Below are 16,679 nucleotides of genomic sequence, written 5' to 3'. Positions count from 1 at the left end.
CGGAAATTTACATCTTTTCTGCAGAGGTCTTTTCAGAGAAGGAGCTTTTTTAAATCAGGTTTTAACGCTACCTTTGAATAATACTTTTAGATTGTCCTTTTAGGTGATACTCTGCACTGCCTCGATTATCCTGTCCACTGCACAACCATCTGTACTCAATAAAATCTCATTTTTACCTGTAATGTACATTATCATTATATTAGAATGACAAAATAAGATTTGAAATAAATTAAAGAATAGTTTTATCAGGGTAAATCACAATTTTTGGTGAATAAGGCATGAAAACCATTGTTCATGTTCTTCCATATATGGCTGGGGGTGGAACAGAAAAACATGTTTTAACTCTTCTGAGAGAACAGAAAAATAATTACAATACAATTCTTTTTGCCCCTGGAGGAAAAATACTGGATGAATTTCTAAAATTGAATATATGCTATGTAGAGTTTCCTATCATTAGGGGAAATATACTCAAAAAGATATACATATATAAGAAAAAACTATCTGATATCCAGAAAGAATATGGTATTGATCTTGTTCATGTCCATGCTGCACATGAATTCATTCTCTTCTCAAGAAAAGTGCTCCCGAGTACTCCTATAATCTTTCATCTTTCAGCATATCAAGGTTTTTTTCTTTCGAGAAAATTTAACTATAAACTCGCGGCCTCTATTGCAAAAAATAATGCAGATCTGCTTATAGCTGTATCCGAGGAAGAAAAAAAGATTATTATTAGAAATGGTTTTCCTGAGGAGAGGGTAAGGGTTGTTTATAATGGTTATAAAGATGCTGGTGATGATGATGAATTAATTGGAGAAATACAGAGAAAATATAGGTTAAAAGGGTATCTAATAATAGGAAATCTTGGCAGACTTAATAGAACCAAACGTCTCGATATTCTTATCAAAGCATTTAAAATAATAAAGAATAAATCAAATAAGAAGATAAAGCTTCTTTTAATTGGAGATGGACCTGAAAAGAAAAATCTTCAGAGGATTGTGATGAAAAACCATTTAAACGATTATGTGTTTTTCCCGGGTTTTGTAAAAAGGGGGGATCGTGTTCTTAAGATATTCGATGTCTTTGTTCTACCAACAACTTTTGAAGGTTGTTCAAATGTACTTATCGAGGCAATGTCTAAAAAATTGCCAATAATTACTACAAACATACCTTCAGTAAGCTGGATGTTCGAAAATGGAAAGGAGGTACTTCTTTTCGGTAAGAATGATATTAAAGATCTTGCTGATAAACTTATAAAACTTGTTGAGGATTCAGATTATCGAAAAATGCTGGGTGAAAATGCTTATCATAAATATAAAAGCGATTTTCAGTCCTCTATTATGGCCCGAAAAATCGATGAGATTTATAGATGCCTGATAAAAGGTTAGGTTTGTAAGTTTTTCTATTCAGATTGTTTATTCATAATGCAAGTGGAAAAGTGATTTATAAATACCCTATGTTGGTAAATAAAAGTAATACTGACTATAGAAAGTATGGTAATCATTGGTCAGGGAATTCGTCTTTAAAAAAGGTTTTTCTTGTTTCTCATAATTCAAATCTTTCAGGTGCACCTGTTAGTCTCCTTCAACTTGCAAGGATACTTCCGGATTTTGGTTTTTACCCGCTATTTATTCTCCCGAAGTCTGGTCCAATACAAGAGATGATAAAATCCTCGGAAGTTAACTTCATAATTCTGAAAAGGCCCAGAGTTGTTTCTTTCATCAAAATGATTTTAAAAGAAAAACCTTTACTTGTACATATTAATTCTGTAGTGAATACCTGGCCGGTTCTAATTTCCAGGATGTTTAAAAAACCAGTGGTTTGGCATGTACGTGAATATCTTGGGAGAAAAAAATACTATGCACGATTGATTCATTTTTTGGCTAACCGTGTAATTCTGATCTCCAAAGAGCAGTTTAAGTTATTTAGTGGTATGAAAAAAGCTGTATTTATACCAAATGGGGTGGATATAAAAATTTATGAAGACAAAAGTCCATCAAAACTCTTTATGAATTATGAGAGTAATGTTTTTATAAAAGAAAAAAAATTAAGCTCTCACTCTGATTTCTCAGAAAAGGGTAGGAAGAGGACAGTCATTTGTTTTATTGGTTCTATTGAACCCAGGAAGGGTCTTATGGTACTTGTTAGGGCTGCTGAGCTTTTAAAAGAAATGAAGGATATATATTTTTTTATAGTTGGAGATGCCAAGGGCAAGTATTTAGGTTATAAAGCAGAGGTCTTAAGATATATTGAGAAAAAGAATCTCTATAACATGTTTTATTTTCTTGGGTATAGAAGTGATATCCCAGGGATACTTGCAGCAAGCGATATCCTATGCCATCCGGCTCTAACAGAGGTATTCGGTAGAGTAGTAATAGAGGCAATGGCTGCGGGATTACCTGTCGTAGCCACCAAAGTTGGTGAAATGAGAGAAATTGTTGAAGATGGCAAAACGGGGTTGCTTGTTCCTCCTGAAGACCATGTTGCTCTCGCAATGGCACTTAAAAGCCTTATAGTCGATAAGAAGTCTCGCACAAGTATGGGAATTGCTGGAAGAGAAAGAGTTAAACGAAAGTATAATATTAAATTGCATGCAAAACGGGTCTCGGAAGTATATGTAAGTCTTCTTTTGAGGAAAAGCTAATAACTTTAACCTTATTTGAAAAAGTATGTTTTTTATCCAGAGTCTATATATACTATTATTTTTTATTTATGTCCTGGGCACATTAAAGGGATTTGTATATCTCACGAGTTTGGGTTTTTCCAGAAGACCTTTAAATGTTTTTTCTTTATTTTTATAAAGTTCATAATATCTTCTTTCCCTTTCCTCTCTATTCATGTAAGCATAGTGCTTAAGGGCGGCTTTAGCTACCATTTCCTTCTGACCATAACTTGTGAGCCTGTTAAACCCTATATATGGAACATAGGTAAGTTCGGGCTGCCATTTAAAAATTTTAACATGGGGATAATATGTTACCCATTTATCCTTTCTCACCATATCCCTAGAATCCCAGAAATTGCACCTTTTAAATGCTAGCTGACCTTTTTTGGATGCGATTAATCTATCAAGATCCTTTATTAAATAATCAGGTTCGGGAAAGGATTCATCTTCATCGGGAAAGAAAACAACTTCGGGTCTAACGTCGTCCAATCTCCGCAATAAACTTTCTCTGAAATTACCCTGGTGTTTTCGCCACTCCATTACTTCCCATTCAACATCTACATTTATTTCTATAAAGTCTTTCACCTTAGGTACATTTTTAGGCCATTCGGCTCTGAAGCTGGGTGAATAGTGGAGAAGGATGTATATTTCATCAACATAATGAGTTAGTTCTTCCAGACACCATGGCCATTTGAAATAGTGAAGCATCATTAGGCCAACTATTTTGTTGATATTCCATTTTCTTTTAAAATCTACTATTTGTTTGTACAATTTTTCGCCTTCCAGATTGGTTTTAATTTATTATTTTTTCCACTTCCACCAGATAAAATTGATTCCTTATAATGAATAATTGTGGTTATCAACATTCTATTTTAATTTTTTTATTCAAAACGCTGATTTATTCTGAAGGTTTCAGAAAACTTTTAATGTAATCTATAAGAGCAATTCCATTTTTATTCCAGTCCCGTTCTTTAATAGCATAATTTCTTGCGTTTATTTTATATGTGTTTATCTCTTCTCTGTGGTCCAGGAAGAATTCCATTTTCTTTTTAAGATCCGGGATTGAAATAATGGCTTCATCCCAGTAATGGTTATCACTCCGGGGTACATATTTCAAAACATCAATAAGTTTACCATTATATCCATCGAGTATGAACTCATTCATAGGTGGACTATTTGTTGTTATAACTGGTATTCCCGATGCAAGTGCTTCACATATGGTGAGCCCGATTCCTTCATGTTTTGTGGGATAAACATAAATATCCCCGAGATGAAACAATCCATATACATTTTTTCTAATAATTTTGATTCGTGGAGAGAAAGCAGAATATATAAAATGTCTGATTCCAAGTCCTGCCAGTGATACCTGGGAATGAATTATTAGTCTTTTATCTTTGTTTTTGATTTTTCTGAATGCGTCCAGAAGTTCTTTGGTTCCCTTTCGCTTGTTCTTACCCAGAAATCCCGCATTATGGAAAAAAATAACTTTTTTATATTTCTCTTTAAGAGGACTTTGCTTGAAAAGGGTGACATTGGTACCCCACGGAATGTACACAGCATTAGGAAATTCTTTAAATACCGAATAATGCCTTATTGTATTGCAAATTAATCCATTGTAAACTTTAAACTTATCTATATCACCTTTTCTGTAGTAATCGATATAAGCTATTATAGGTAGTGATCTCTTCCGGCACTCATACAAGATGCGAAAGTCATTCTGTTCGTTAAAAATAACGAGTTTTATACTGTTTGCATCAATCCATTTAAAAAAATGCTCGGGGTCAACCCCTGTCATTGATTCTCCAAACCTCTTCTCCGCCCATGTGACACCTTCAAAGTCCCACTCCGGGTTTCCTCTGGCAGTTCTTTCACCACCTCTTGCATAGATATAAACTCTGAAGTGATTTTTTAGAATGTTGTAAAATTGTTTTGAAACATATCCAGCTCCTTTCTCAAACCATGTAGTGACAATACCGATTGAAGTCATAAGAGATATCTTTTTATTTTATAGGATAGACTTCGTAGAATGGTCTTGAGTTCCCCTGTGTATAACCTAGAAATTTATAATCTACCGAAAAATTTCTGAAGAGCTCTGAGTAATACTTTTCTGTATCTAGTCCAGGATCTGCGTGGCCTTCAAAAAAAATCACTTCACTTGTAAGAGAAACGATAAAGTTAAACAATCCATTTCTATCTTTAAGTTCCCTAGTTCTATACATGGAAAGAAAAAATGATATGTCCACTCTATCTCCTCTAAGCAATTCCAGTATCTTTTGTTGATAGTCTCTTCGATTAAAATCTACAATATAAAACTCAATATGGGTGTTTGAAAGATTTGCAATTTCTCTGGCCAATTTTATTGCATCTTTCTGGCTATCAAGGCCTATTACTCTTTTCGCACCGGCTTTATAAGCTTTTAGACAGGTTTGTCCAAGGTTCCACCCGAAGTCAATCACAGTTTTATTTCTGCATTTTTCCAGGTCCATGAACCTGTATCGCGCATTATCATCCCTTTTTCCCTTTATGCCAATTTCGGAAAAGGATTGATATGAAGGGAACCAGGATAATCTTCTGACTTTTTTCTGTAGTTTTCTAATTTTTTTCTGGTAATCAAGATTATTTTCATCTCTTTCAGTTGACATAAACACCCCGCAACAATTCTTCGGGCTCCATCCACCATGACCATATTTCTTTCATCAAATCTCCGGTCGACAAGATATTCAAGAATTTTTTCCTGTATATAAATAGGTTCCGGGAAGGGAGGTCCCCATTTGGCATATTTTATAATCAATCTTGTTCTTCGTAAAATAGTTGTTGGATAGATTTTCCTTAGATTTTTGGAATTTATCCTGTTCAAATTTCTTTCATTTTTGTTGTATAAAAGTTCAGCTGTTGCCTCATATGCCCACGCATCTTCAAATAGAGTTTCGATTTGATTGATTTGATTAAGGTGGTAATATCTTGATAAAATGATTTTTATCAATTCATAAAAAAGCTCTCTGCCGGGGATTTTATTTGTTTGTAAAAATTTTTTTGCTGACCCTATCTCCCGATTAATTCTAGCCCTTACGTGAATAGCCTTTTCAGTATTTCCATGTGGTATCTGTACAAAATAAAAAGAACTAGAAATATTATCATTATCTGTCATTTCTTATATTTATTTAAAATACTGTCTTTCGTACAATCGCCTGTATATTTCGTTGTTTTTCAAAAGATACTCATGAGTGCCAATTGCGTTAATAGTTCCATTGTATAACACGAGGATTTTTTTTGCATGGGTTATTGTTGAGAGACGGTGTGCAATGACAATGGAGGTTTTACCTTCCATGAGCTCATTAAGAGCTTGTTGTATCAGATATTCAGATTCTGAATCAAGTGCGGATGTTGCCTCATCGAGTATTAAAATCCGTGGATTAATAAGAATTGTTCTCGCGATTGCTATTCTTTGTTTTTCCCCGCCCGAAAGTCTTGTTCCCCTTTCTCCCACCACTGTCTCAAACTTATTTGGCAGTCTCATTATAAAATCAAATGCATGTGCCTTTTTTGTCGCTTGAATAATTTCTTCTTCTGTTGCATCAAGCTTTGAGTAACGTATATTTTCATAAATTGTATCATTGAAGAGCGCGACATTCTGGGAAACAATTCCTATCTGAGAACGTAGATTTTTAATACTGTATTCTTTTATATCTATTTCATCGATTACCACCCTGCCACTATCAGGATCGTAAAAACGGGGAATTAAATTGACTATTGTTGTTTTTCCAGCTCCAGATGAACCAACTATTGCTACTACATCCCCACATTTTACCTCGAAGCTTACATCTTTCAGCACAGGTTCCTTGTCATCGTAGCTGAAACAAACATTTTCAAACCTAATATTACCATTCGTCTTTTTCTTTATAGCATGAGGTGGTTCTTTAATGGTATTTGTTTCTTTAATTACATTATAAACCCTTTCAATTGAAGCACTAACTACTTTGAAGTTTGCTAGGGTTTTTGGAATATTGTTAATAGGAGTAAAGAGAATACCCAAGAGGATAAGATATTCGGTCAGATGTTTTACAGTCCAATCACCTCGAATAATGAAAAATCCTGCAATTCCTATAAGTATAAAACCAAAAAAATAAAATATCATCTCATTAAGGGGTTTGAAAAGGTTTTGAAGTATTTTGAGTTTCAATGATGTATTTTTATATCTTGAAGAAGTTTTTCTAAACTTTTCTACCTCATAATCTTCCCTTGCGAAGCTCTTAACGACATCAATCCCACCTATAGTTTCATGAAGGTTTGAAGAAATATTTGCAATATTTTGTTGAAGTCTTGCACTTGTCTGCTTCATTTTTTGACCAACTATTCTCAGTGTTATATAAAGAGCAGGAATTATTGAAAAACTTATGATTGTTAAAAGGAGATTCAATAGAATCAGTTTTACTAAGATTATGATAACGAAGATTACCTGTGAAATTATTCTTACGATGCTCTCATAGAGCTCTACTCTGATTTTGGAGATATCATCGATGACCATGGAGATGATATTTCCTGTTTTGTTTTTTTTGAAATAATGGAGAGGAAGGTAAACCAGGTGTTGGAAAAATCTAACACGAAGATTGTTTGCTGCATTCTCTGTTGTTATACTGAGAGAGTATGATGTAATATAACCGAGGGTACCCTTTATAAAGATTATTAAAAGGGCAAGGAAGAAATATTTATAAATCTGTTGTATTTTTTCAGGGGTAAACAGCTCGAAAAGGAAGTTAGTGCTGACCCTCGGCAAAAAGGTAAAAGAATAGTTTTCAATAAATTGCAAAAAAATGATACCTACAAAAATCCAGGTATATTTCTTTATAAACTGCAAAACCCATCTAGTTCCTTCGTCAATTATTCGTTTTTTCATAAAGTTAAACTGCTTGGTCTGAAATTACTTTTAAAGGCAATTACTTTATTAACTATTTCCTTTGCCCAGTTATCGAGAGAAAATTTTTGCACAGCCTTAAACCCATTTTCGGCAATTTCGTTTCTTATATCATCTCTTTTGAGATAATATACAATTTTCTCTTTTAATTCTTCCGGGTCTTCAAATATATCGAGGTCTCTACCTATTACAAAATCATTTTCCATATTAATCCATGGTGTTGTCAGAAGAAAACCCTTACTTGCAAGAACTTTATATGTTCTATCAGAAGTCCCATGATTTTTATATGTAAAGTTTAGGTTGATCTTAGTTTGGCTAACTATATATGAATGTCTTATTCCGTAAGCGTTGTTAAACGAGTGGAATTTTATTTGCTCATAATATTTAATCCTCTCCCCTCTAAGAGTACCGATAAATGAAACATCATATTTTTTTGGGATATCGATCGAAATGTTTACTTTTGGATCAAATCCTTCATGTAAAAAATATATATTTCCAGAGGGCGAATAATTTTTTGCCTCAAGAAAGGGTACTTGAAGTGCACAGAACGTTAATGAGCAGTGCCTGATCTTTTTGATTAGGCTTCTATTAAAGTTGTTATTCAACGGGTCCATATACCAGAGAACTGTAGGGCATATACGATTACATTTTCTTACAACATTCCCCTTAACCTCATTACATTTGCTGAAGAATGTAAAATTGGGTTTTTCTCTACGACATATATCAACTATTTTTCTATCTCGCTTCCAATTCCCTTCTTTTTTTGCAAATTCCCTGTAATTGAATTGTATAACCGTTAAACCGAGTCGCTCGAAAGCTTCAGCCTGTGACACATTAGTTGATCTTTCGTTAAAAACTGCTACCATTAAAACTTTCATAATATTTCTTATTACTCAAATTATAGTATTTATAGATCAATTATAATGTTTTTATTTTTAAGGTTTTTTCAGGTGCCTTATCCTGCGAAGATTTCGAAGCGCCTCAAAGAGAATCATTACTGAAATTTTTGATTCCCCCATTTCACGGTCTTTAAATACAATGGGAATCTCCCTTCCTTTGAAGCCAAGGAGTAGAATTCTATAGAGAATTTCAACCTGGAAGAAATACCCTTCAGAGAGAATCTCATCGAAATCCAGTGCTTCAAGCACCTTACGCCTGTAACACCTGAATCCACTTGTCATGTCTTTGATTCTGCTTTTTAGGAGCAACCTTGCGAGTAGGTTTCCACCAAAGCTAATAAAATATCTCCAAAAATTCCAGCCAATAATCTGCCCTTTATTAATGTATCGCGAACCTATAACGAAATCAACTTCTTCGATTGCTCTGATGAAATCATTAAGTGTTTGTGGATTGTGAGAAAAATCTGCATCCATCTCGAAAATGTAATCATAATTGTGCTTCAATGCATATTTAAACCCTTCAATGTATGCTGAGCCCAGGCCCAGCTTGCCTTCTCTGGACAGCAGTTTTACCCTATTTGTAATATCTGCAATCCTTTTGACTATCTCTCCTGTATCATCAGGGGAGTTATCATCTACTACCAGTATGTCTGGCTTGATCTCATTTTCAAGTAGAGCTTCTATTATATTTTCAATATTCTCGCTCTCATTGTATGTGGGAAGAATTACAAGGGTCTTCATTTTTTTATTTTAAATATATACTTCTCGCATACAAAAAAGTTAAAAATTACTCCAAACAAAACTGCTATCATATTTGCTATAATACCTTCTATACCAAATACCCTGAAAAGATGGACAAAAATCACCATTCTGAATATGAAAGGAACAAATGTTGTAATGTTATAGTATATCAATTTTTTTATGAAACGAACGTCCTTTGATCTTCTGTCCTTCCAGACCCAGTAATAGCTTAGTGTGTAGTTGTTAAACATAGCGAGTTCATATGAAAAAAATGGTACAAGAAAAGTGAGAAAAACAAGGCTACTAATGTATCTGGATAGCATAAAAAAAACTAAATTATCCACCATGTATCCAATAACACCAACCATTCCAAACTTGGAGAATCGTAGGGTTAAAAATCTTAATTGGTATAATTTATTGGTCAAAAAGATAAATCTCCTTTTCCTGATTTTTATAAATAAGCTTGAAATTTTGATTTACAAATTCGTGGTATCCTTTGAGTAATTCAAGCTTCCTGTTCCAGAAGATCACCATTTTCATATTTTTCGATTTATCTATTAGATAACTGTCTCGAAGATTTCCTGTTTTTATGCGTTTATATGATGTATCGACAAGGTTAGGATCTGTAAATCTCCCTGTAAGAAAATTTGCAATCTGAACATCTGATACAATCAGGTCCTGTTCCTCCGTATATTGTCTTATCGTTTCGAGGAGGAATATTTCTTCTTCAATATAACCTCTTCTTATCTGTTTTTTCATGTATCGAGAATTGAGGAATATATTCTGGAATAGAGTTACGGTCACGAGAATAATCATTATAATTCGTGGGAGAAGCAGGAGAAAAGCAGAAACCCTATTTTGAGGCACCTTTCTTTTTTCAGGGAATGTTTCCATTGTTGCTGAGTTGACAAAGAAGGCACTTACCATTGAGAATACAGGTATCAGTACAATAAGGTGGTGAGGCCAGAGCCATGTTGACATAAGAATGTGAAACAAGAGCTGTGAAATAATCCAGATAATCAGAAGAATAAACACTCTTCTATTATTAAAATACAGAGTTGCTAATCCTGCAAAAGTGAGGAAAAATAGACCAACCTGGCTAGCTATGTATACGTTGCCGAAATAACGACCTGCCCTTCTTATAGATATCACGAATAGTTGTGAAGAGCCAAATCCAAAAACCTGGGCTTTCAACGACCCGAGATCATAGTTGAGTAAGATAATCAATATAGTGGCAAAATAGGCTCCACCGAAGAGAAGAACATTTTTAATTGCAAAGGACCATCCACTCCACTGGATTCCACCACTTATTGATGATAGTTTTGAAAATTTCCCTTCCCTGGATTTCTCCGAAAAAGTCCTGATAAGAATTTTACTTTTCCTAAAAATGCGTGAAACTCGGGGCTCTTTTAGAGGAGCTGTGACCAGCAGGTAGATTATGGGGAAGATGAAAAATATTTCTAGGAGTTTGAAGGTGTTTGCAATGCCAAAAGCAAATGCCGAGAAGATGATCCAGATGTGCTTTCTTTTTTTATTGAAAACAAGGGTTGCATAGATAGTAAGTAGTGCAAAAGCAAGCGATGGGATATTGGTGCTGAGCTCTTTTGTCCATTTTATGAAATGGAAATTTACCCCTAAAAATATCAGTGCAAGAAGAGCAGTGTTCAGGTTGAAAAGTTCTTTTGAAATGAAGAATACTGATACAAGGATGATAATTCCAAAGAATATGTTTACCGACCTTGTGACTGTAACATTTGGCCCAAACATCCGAATTACGATGCTCAATATCTCGACCAACAGTGGAGGCTGGGAAAGGAAGAGTGGTTTATATAGATTTTGCCCATTGGCATGTTGTGATGCGGTTTGAAGGTACACACCTTCGTCATAGCCGAAAGCGAAGGATTTACGGATTCCGTAAAACGTAGCAAAAGCCCAGAAAGCAAGAGAAATAATAGCAAAGAAAAAGTAAAATTTTCTGGAAGAGAAGGCATTTACGATCTTCATGTAAGGTTGAATCATTATTTATATTTATTATCTCTCCCTAAATTATGTTGTTAGCTATTTTCGAGGAGATTTTGCACACAACAGAATTTACAATATTTGCAATCCTGATTCTACCGATTTCCTTTATTTTATTTCTTTTCCTGAATAGAAGCTAGAAAAAGAGTAAGGAATTAGTTGATAAGGAAAGTTCTATATATCAATTTAGAACAATCGGATTGATAAAATAAAACTTTGGTACAAAAAACGTTATTTTTAAGATTTAAAAATCTAAGGCTCTCTGATATTTTTTTGTTATGGATTTATAGATTTTGAAAATATAATTTTTTTTATTTTCTGAATAGGTATTTCGCATAATAAAGTAATAACTTATTTGGGTTAAATAGCCTGAAAAATAGTTTGTTCATCTTTTTAAGTTTCAAGTTTTTCATAGTGAAGGGTTTATCGTAATCATATCGAATCAGTTTTTTTTGAGGGACAAATAGTTTTTTATAATCCCAATCTTCTATTCCCCATTTTTTTGTATAATAATGAAAACTTGGACTTCCCCTCTCGATAGCGTCCTTTCTCGTTTCTAATCGTATTTTCATTTGCTCTGGATTTCTGTACTGGTAGTGACCAAAATATAATTCGCCATCGAAGATTATTGCAGGATCCGGACGGGGTATTGCCATTTTCAGTTGAGTGAGTTTTAATCTTTCCCCATTTATTTTAGAATTTTTTACCATTCTAATTTCACCATGGTCAGTATTTGCAAAGTAATTATAATTTCTTATATCAAAGTTCAATATTTTTTCTCGATATTCTTTATCCTCATTCCATTTAATAAACATTTCTTTTGTGAAGAAGAAAAATGGACGATGTATTAAGGCGCAGTTATATTCAGAGGATATTTTTTGGATAGTATCTTTGATATTAAAAAAGGGAACCTCATCTGGGTCAATATATACCATCCAATCTTCATTTCCTATGAATTCCTGTGCTTTTTCAATCAGTATATCCCTAAGTGTTGTTCGGTATGTCTCTTTAATGATATCACAGAAAACTGTTTTTGGATGCGCTGAGACAATTTCAAGGCTATTATCATCACTATCATTGTCTAAAAACAGGTAATAATCAACCTGGTCTTCCATAAATTTTAATTTGAATGGTAATATATCCGCTTCGTTTTTCATCAAAGTTAAAGCTGCTACTTTTGTCATTAGAACCTCCGTTAATTGACGAAATTTGAAAACTAGTTCTATAAAACGAGAGATATCTTTAAGGTTATTTAAAATATCTTAAATTCTTTAACGCAAACATCTTTATTATATTATGTGTGCTAAGTATGGGTATTTCCATTGGTATTCTCGTAAAATGGGTGTAGCAATCAGGGTCTGAAAATTCCCCTGTTCCAAAAGATATATCTACCAAACCCTTTATTTCATTAAAAAATTTTTTTTCTATCCCTCTGTCGTTGAAAGGAAAGGCAAATAGATTATAAGTCAGTTTAAACTTTTGTTTTAAAATGTTAATACTTGTCTCTGTTTGTCTTATCTGTTCTTGGAATGGTATATTAGCATACATTGGATGATCAATACTGTGTGCTCCAATTGAGAAGCCGTTTTTTAATAATTCTTTGATTTGTTCTGACGTAAGATATGGCTTTTGTTTTTTTAAATAATTATCCAGGTTTATGTCAAGAATTAATGCTATTTTATCCAGCAGTATCTTATTATTGTAATTTATCCTGCTTATACTTTTTCTTATATCCTCAAAAAACGCATTGTTTTCTATAAGGTATTCTTTAATTTCATCTTCCAGGTCTTTTGAATAGTTAAAATTATTGATTTTTTCCAATAGTATACTGGCTTTACATCGGTAAAATAGATTTTTATTGTCAATAAAATCTGTATTTAAAAAGAATGTGGCCGGGATTCCCTTTTCTAATAAAATTGGGGCAATTATTTCATGGATTTCTTTAAATCCATCATCAAAAGTAAGATGAAATGCTCTTGAAGGGAGAGACTTACTATTATAAATGGAATCATAGAGGTCATTTATTGATATCGGGACATAATGTTTTAATAAAAAATCTATGTCATTTTTAAACTCTATTATATTCTTAATTTTATAAAGATATTTTACATGGGGGATATCGACATCACTTACAATATGGTAGAAGGGTAAAATGAGATGGAACTTAAATATTTTTTTTATTATAAAATAAGGTATTATTCGTGATAGAAATTTATAATTTTTTACCATTATTGTTCATGATCACTGGTTAGAAGAATGAATGAATATCTTATTTCTATTATATTACCTACCTGTGGAAGGGAAATTCAATTTAAAAATGCCCTCCAGAGCATTTTAAATCAGGAGAATGACAACTGGGAATTGATAATTGTAAATGATGGAGAAATGGATTTAAAAAAGTATATACCTCCATTCAGAAATATAGTTTATATAAAAAATACATATAATCTTGGGGCAGCTGCCAGTAGAAATGTTGGTATAAATGTTTCAAATGGTAATTATATCGCTTACTTAGATGATGATGACGAGTGGTTGCCAAATCATCTCTCAATATCTCCAGAAATTTTAAAAAGCTATGATTTTATATATTCCAGAACTCGATTGAAAAAGGATGATGGAACTCTACCATGGTATGGCGGGAGATTCTCATATAAGAAACTTGCTGAAAGAAATTTTATCCCTACACCCAGTGTCATACATAAAAGAGATCTTATAAAGAAGGTTGGTTACTGGAATGAAGATTTAAAGTGTCTTCAGGATTGGGATATGTGGTGCAGAATGCTTTTAAAGACAGATAAGATATTTTATAGAGATGATATTACTGTGCTCGTTGGTTACAGTGAAAACTCAATAACTTCAAGAAGTGTTAATGATCGCATACGAAAAAAGACAATTATGTATATAAAGGTAAAATATTATGCTAAATTATTAATCAGGAGTGCAGTGAGAGGAAACGTATTATGAAAGTCTCAATAATAACAAGAGCATTCGATAGGCTTGAGTATACTATAAAATGCATAAATGGTGTGAGATACAATACAGGGTATGATGACTATGAACATATAATAATAAACCAGGGTTCAAGAGATGGGACCAAAGAATGGCTGAACTGGATAAAAAAAATGCCAAATGATTGGTATGAAAAAGTTAAACCTGTGCATTTGAAAAGGAATGTTGGTGATTTTGGGGGGATGAAAGTTGGGTTTAAATACGCAGATGGTGATCTCATTATGCAACTTGATAATGATATCTTCATGGAAACAAAAGATTGGCTTTTAAAAATGGTTTTTATATTAAAGACATTGGATGTTGATGTTTTAATGGCTAATCGCAGGGGATTTAAAGAAAGAATACCACATGACGAGAAAACATTGAAAATGATTTCTTACAATAATAATGAAGAACTCAGTTGTGTAAGAATACCAAAGGCTGTTTCATGTTATATTATTAAAAGGGATTTATTTGAAGAAGGGTATAAAAAAGCATTAAATTGCCGGCAATTAACAAAAAATCTTGAATGCTGGAAATTACTTGATGTATTTGGTGAACATATTGAAGGTTATGACCCTGTTACTGGATCGTATTTACAGCACGATAAGTACGGGTTTCAGGCAAATAAAATCTTTCTAAGCAAAAGGTTTTTTTTCAAGCATGGGAAAAGAAAAGTTCCATAAAGGTGATTTTCAGTAATGATTAAAGTAATATTTTTAATGCTTACATTTAACAGGCTTCAATACACTAAGGAAAGTATAGAGGCAATTTTGTGTAATAAATACCCTTTTCACATTGTAATACATGACAATGGCAGTACAGAAGCAGGAATGATCGATTATCTCAGAGAGATAAAAGAAAAGGAGCCCAGAATAATTGATATAATATTTTCAAAGGACAATCTTGGATTATCAATACCAACAAATGATTTTTGGAAAAATTATATGCACAGATACCAATACCTTGGTAAGATCGATAACGATACCCTTGTTCCAGAGGATGGCGTTGAAAGATTGGTAGATATTATGGACCACTGTCCTGATGTTGCAATATGTCACGGGCATCATTGGTACGACAATACTTTCAATCCTAAAAGACTTAAAAATATTAATGGACGTCTTTTATTAAAGGCTAGATGGGGTGGGGGATGCTTTTATCTTATCCGGAGCTCTATTGTTTATAAATATGGATATATCCCGACATGTTACGGTAAGATGGGGGGTTGGACCAGATATCAGATCAAGGTTCGGAGGCGGGGAAATAAAATTGTATATGCTTATCCCCTTGTAAAGGTGAAACATCTGGGTGACATTCGTTCATGTCGTTCTGAAGAGAAAAATGAGTATAGGGAATATTATAAACAAATTAATGAGACTAAAAGGATACGATAAAACTTCCTTAGCCCAAGAGTGCTTCCTGTAAAGAAAAGTAGTAAATAATAAATTTTAGTTTTTTTATATTTTTTACCTTTTCAGTGTCCATTATACCGGTGACGAAATCCTTGTATAAATTGTAATTTTTACTATTTTTTATGAGAATTCGGTTAAGAAGATGAAATCCCAGTTGTGATTTATAGTCGGGATGTTTTTTTATCAGTAATGCAGCCATTTTTCCGGATTCAGCAGCACGGGTGAGAATTTCAGTATTATTCTTTGGTATCCTGATATTGTAGGTAATTGCTTTTGGTAGGTAACCGATCCTGTACCCAGCTTTTTTAATCCTTATACCAAATTCCTGATCCTCTCCCCCATAGCAATTAAAAATCTCATCGAAGCCTCCTATCTTTGATATCACTTCCCTTTTCACGGAGAGATTGTGGGTTCCAAAAGCCACAATGGGGTTGTTCTGGAATATTTTGCGGTGTAGATTATGCCAAAAATGGATATTCATGAGATTTAAAGATTCAGAAAAATCCTTTATATATTCAATCCTTCCCCTGAGTGCACCATGGTTCTTTTTTTTATAATGCCCTTTCACATGTTCTTCAATCAACCCAGGAGATGGTCTGGAATGATCATCGAAGAAGAGGAGAATTTCACCGGCTGCATTTTTTATTGCATAATTTCTTGCACTTGCACGACCATGGTGGTCTATATAGAAATAAATAATTTTATAATTTAATCCCAGTCCACTGATCTCCTCTGAAAGGTTATACTCTGAGCCATCATCCACAACAATTATCTCGAAATTTTTATAACTTTGAGTGTTGAATGAAAGCAGAGTATTAATTAAAAAACTTTTCCTATTAAATGTTGGGATAATTATATTGACCTTTTGATTCATGGCCTATAGATTTTTTGTTAGAATGTCAATTTTTTAACATATTTCCCTTACGATATATATTTTAATTATATTTATTCGAAAAGTGTTTTTCAATTATAGAGTAATATACCTATAATAAATTAATTAGGTACCTACGTGGTTGATATCATCTTTGTATGTTATAACAACAAAGCAG

Annotated in this window: 16 protein-coding genes; 5 read left to right on the top strand and 11 right to left on the bottom strand. The window is 33.3% G+C overall.

Translation table 11 applies throughout. From position 1 onward, the window contains the following. The first annotated feature begins 278 nt into the window (after nt 1-278). Both ACUVXA_RS04945 and ACUVXA_RS04940 read left to right on the top strand, forming a co-directional pair. Nucleotides 279-1,385 carry a glycosyltransferase family 4 protein gene (locus ACUVXA_RS04945; RefSeq protein ID WP_445870132.1) on the top strand — a complete coding sequence of 369 codons (1,107 nt, stop codon included), beginning with the start codon at nt 279-281 and terminating at the stop codon, nt 1,383-1,385. Nucleotides 1,386-1,435: 50 nt separating this feature from the next. Then, a complete protein-coding gene (locus tag ACUVXA_RS04940; RefSeq protein WP_445870131.1) occupies nt 1,436-2,641 on the top strand; it encodes a glycosyltransferase family 4 protein in 1,206 nt (401 codons plus the stop codon). A gap of 66 nt (nt 2,642-2,707) precedes the next feature. Here ACUVXA_RS04940 and ACUVXA_RS04935 read toward each other — a convergent pair whose 3' ends face one another. The 10 genes from ACUVXA_RS04935 to ACUVXA_RS04890 all read right to left on the bottom strand — a co-directional run bounded on the left by ACUVXA_RS04935 (nt 2,708) and on the right by ACUVXA_RS04890 (nt 13,459). Next, complete coding sequence (locus ACUVXA_RS04935; protein ID WP_445870130.1) at nt 2,708-3,430, bottom strand: hypothetical protein; 723 nt, start codon at nt 3,428-3,430, stop codon at nt 2,708-2,710. A gap of 127 nt (nt 3,431-3,557) precedes the next feature. After that, the gene (locus ACUVXA_RS04930; RefSeq protein WP_445870129.1) at nt 3,558-4,646 is read right to left on the bottom strand and encodes a glycosyltransferase family 4 protein; all 1,089 of its coding nucleotides are present in this window, start codon (nt 4,644-4,646) and stop codon (nt 3,558-3,560) included. A 13-nt stretch (nt 4,647-4,659) separates the two neighbouring features. Continuing rightward, nucleotides 4,660-5,301 (bottom strand): hypothetical protein, encoded by a 642-nt coding sequence (locus tag ACUVXA_RS04925; protein ID WP_445870128.1) that lies wholly within the window; start codon nt 5,299-5,301, stop codon nt 4,660-4,662. Between the two features lie 515 nt (nt 5,302-5,816). Beyond that, nucleotides 5,817-7,553: an ABC transporter ATP-binding protein gene (locus tag ACUVXA_RS04920; RefSeq protein ID WP_445870127.1), complete on the bottom strand. Its 1,737-nt coding sequence runs from the start codon at nt 7,551-7,553 to the stop codon at nt 5,817-5,819. Beyond that, nucleotides 7,550-8,449, bottom strand: a complete 900-nt coding sequence (locus ACUVXA_RS04915; RefSeq protein WP_445870126.1) for a glycosyltransferase family protein — start codon at nt 8,447-8,449, stop codon at nt 7,550-7,552. The genes ACUVXA_RS04920 and ACUVXA_RS04915 overlap by 4 nt, the downstream gene beginning before the upstream one ends. A 57-nt stretch (nt 8,450-8,506) precedes the next feature. Then, entirely contained in the window at nt 8,507-9,211 is a 705-nt protein-coding gene (locus tag ACUVXA_RS04910; protein ID WP_445870125.1) for a polyprenol monophosphomannose synthase, read from the bottom strand. Continuing rightward, nucleotides 9,208-9,579, bottom strand: coding sequence for a GtrA family protein (locus ACUVXA_RS04905; protein WP_445870133.1), 372 nt, complete (start codon nt 9,577-9,579; stop codon nt 9,208-9,210). The genes ACUVXA_RS04910 and ACUVXA_RS04905 overlap by 4 nt, the downstream gene beginning before the upstream one ends. 46 nt (nt 9,580-9,625) lie before the next feature. After that, on the bottom strand, nt 9,626-11,215 hold the full coding sequence (locus tag ACUVXA_RS04900; protein ID WP_445870124.1) for an ArnT family glycosyltransferase: 1,590 nt from the start codon (nt 11,213-11,215) through the stop codon (nt 9,626-9,628). Nucleotides 11,216-11,541: 326 nt separating this feature from the next. Beyond that, on the bottom strand, nt 11,542-12,414 hold the full coding sequence (locus tag ACUVXA_RS04895; RefSeq protein WP_445870123.1) for a glycosyltransferase family 2 protein: 873 nt from the start codon (nt 12,412-12,414) through the stop codon (nt 11,542-11,544). Between the two features lie 64 nt (nt 12,415-12,478). Continuing rightward, complete coding sequence (locus tag ACUVXA_RS04890) at nt 12,479-13,459, bottom strand: polysaccharide deacetylase family protein (RefSeq protein WP_445870122.1); 981 nt, start codon at nt 13,457-13,459, stop codon at nt 12,479-12,481. A 27-nt stretch (nt 13,460-13,486) separates the two neighbouring features. Here ACUVXA_RS04890 and ACUVXA_RS04885 point away from each other — a divergent pair, with 27 nt between their 5' ends. From ACUVXA_RS04885 to ACUVXA_RS04875, 3 genes are read left to right on the top strand one after another with little or no spacing between them, the layout of a single operon-like run. After that, entirely contained in the window at nt 13,487-14,194 is a 708-nt protein-coding gene (locus tag ACUVXA_RS04885; protein ID WP_445870121.1) for a glycosyltransferase family 2 protein, read from the top strand. Continuing rightward, entirely contained in the window at nt 14,191-14,904 is a 714-nt protein-coding gene (locus ACUVXA_RS04880) for a glycosyltransferase family 2 protein (protein ID WP_445870120.1), read from the top strand. The genes ACUVXA_RS04885 and ACUVXA_RS04880 overlap by 4 nt, the downstream gene beginning before the upstream one ends. 15 nt (nt 14,905-14,919) lie before the next feature. Beyond that, entirely contained in the window at nt 14,920-15,612 is a 693-nt protein-coding gene (locus tag ACUVXA_RS04875; RefSeq protein WP_445870119.1) for a glycosyltransferase, read from the top strand. A 7-nt stretch (nt 15,613-15,619) separates the two neighbouring features. On the opposite strand, the gene ACUVXA_RS04870 is transcribed toward ACUVXA_RS04875, so the two are convergent. Next, on the bottom strand, nt 15,620-16,504 hold the full coding sequence (locus ACUVXA_RS04870; protein ID WP_445870118.1) for a glycosyltransferase family 2 protein: 885 nt from the start codon (nt 16,502-16,504) through the stop codon (nt 15,620-15,622). Nucleotides 16,505-16,679 lie beyond the last annotated feature (175 nt).

This window comes from Candidatus Jordarchaeum sp. (assembly GCF_052745115.1).
This window is presented reverse-complemented; position numbering and strand designations above follow the sequence as displayed.

Coding starts and splice junctions, on each gene's coding strand:
- ACUVXA_RS04945 (WP_445870132.1), top strand. CDS start 279: ATGAAAACCATTGTTCATGTTCTTCCATATATGGCTGGGGGTGGAACA.
- ACUVXA_RS04930 (WP_445870129.1), bottom strand. CDS start 4,646: ATGACTTCAATCGGTATTGTCACTACATGGTTTGAGAAAGGAGCTGGA.
- ACUVXA_RS04925 (WP_445870128.1), bottom strand. CDS start 5,301: ATGTCAACTGAAAGAGATGAAAATAATCTTGATTACCAGAAAAAAATT.
- ACUVXA_RS04920 (WP_445870127.1), bottom strand. CDS start 7,553: ATGAAAAAACGAATAATTGACGAAGGAACTAGATGGGTTTTGCAGTTT.
- ACUVXA_RS04915 (WP_445870126.1), bottom strand. CDS start 8,449: ATGAAAGTTTTAATGGTAGCAGTTTTTAACGAAAGATCAACTAATGTG.
- ACUVXA_RS04910 (WP_445870125.1), bottom strand. CDS start 9,211: ATGAAGACCCTTGTAATTCTTCCCACATACAATGAGAGCGAGAATATT.
- ACUVXA_RS04905 (WP_445870133.1), bottom strand. CDS start 9,579: ATGGTTGGTGTTATTGGATACATGGTGGATAATTTAGTTTTTTTTATG.
- ACUVXA_RS04900 (WP_445870124.1), bottom strand. CDS start 11,215: ATGAAGATCGTAAATGCCTTCTCTTCCAGAAAATTTTACTTTTTCTTT.
- ACUVXA_RS04895 (WP_445870123.1), bottom strand. CDS start 12,414: ATGACAAAAGTAGCAGCTTTAACTTTGATGAAAAACGAAGCGGATATA.
- ACUVXA_RS04890 (WP_445870122.1), bottom strand. CDS start 13,459: ATGGTAAAAAATTATAAATTTCTATCACGAATAATACCTTATTTTATA.
- ACUVXA_RS04885 (WP_445870121.1), top strand. CDS start 13,487: ATGAATGAATATCTTATTTCTATTATATTACCTACCTGTGGAAGGGAA.
- ACUVXA_RS04880 (WP_445870120.1), top strand. CDS start 14,191: ATGAAAGTCTCAATAATAACAAGAGCATTCGATAGGCTTGAGTATACT.
- ACUVXA_RS04875 (WP_445870119.1), top strand. CDS start 14,920: ATGATTAAAGTAATATTTTTAATGCTTACATTTAACAGGCTTCAATAC.
- ACUVXA_RS04870 (WP_445870118.1), bottom strand. CDS start 16,504: ATGAATCAAAAGGTCAATATAATTATCCCAACATTTAATAGGAAAAGT.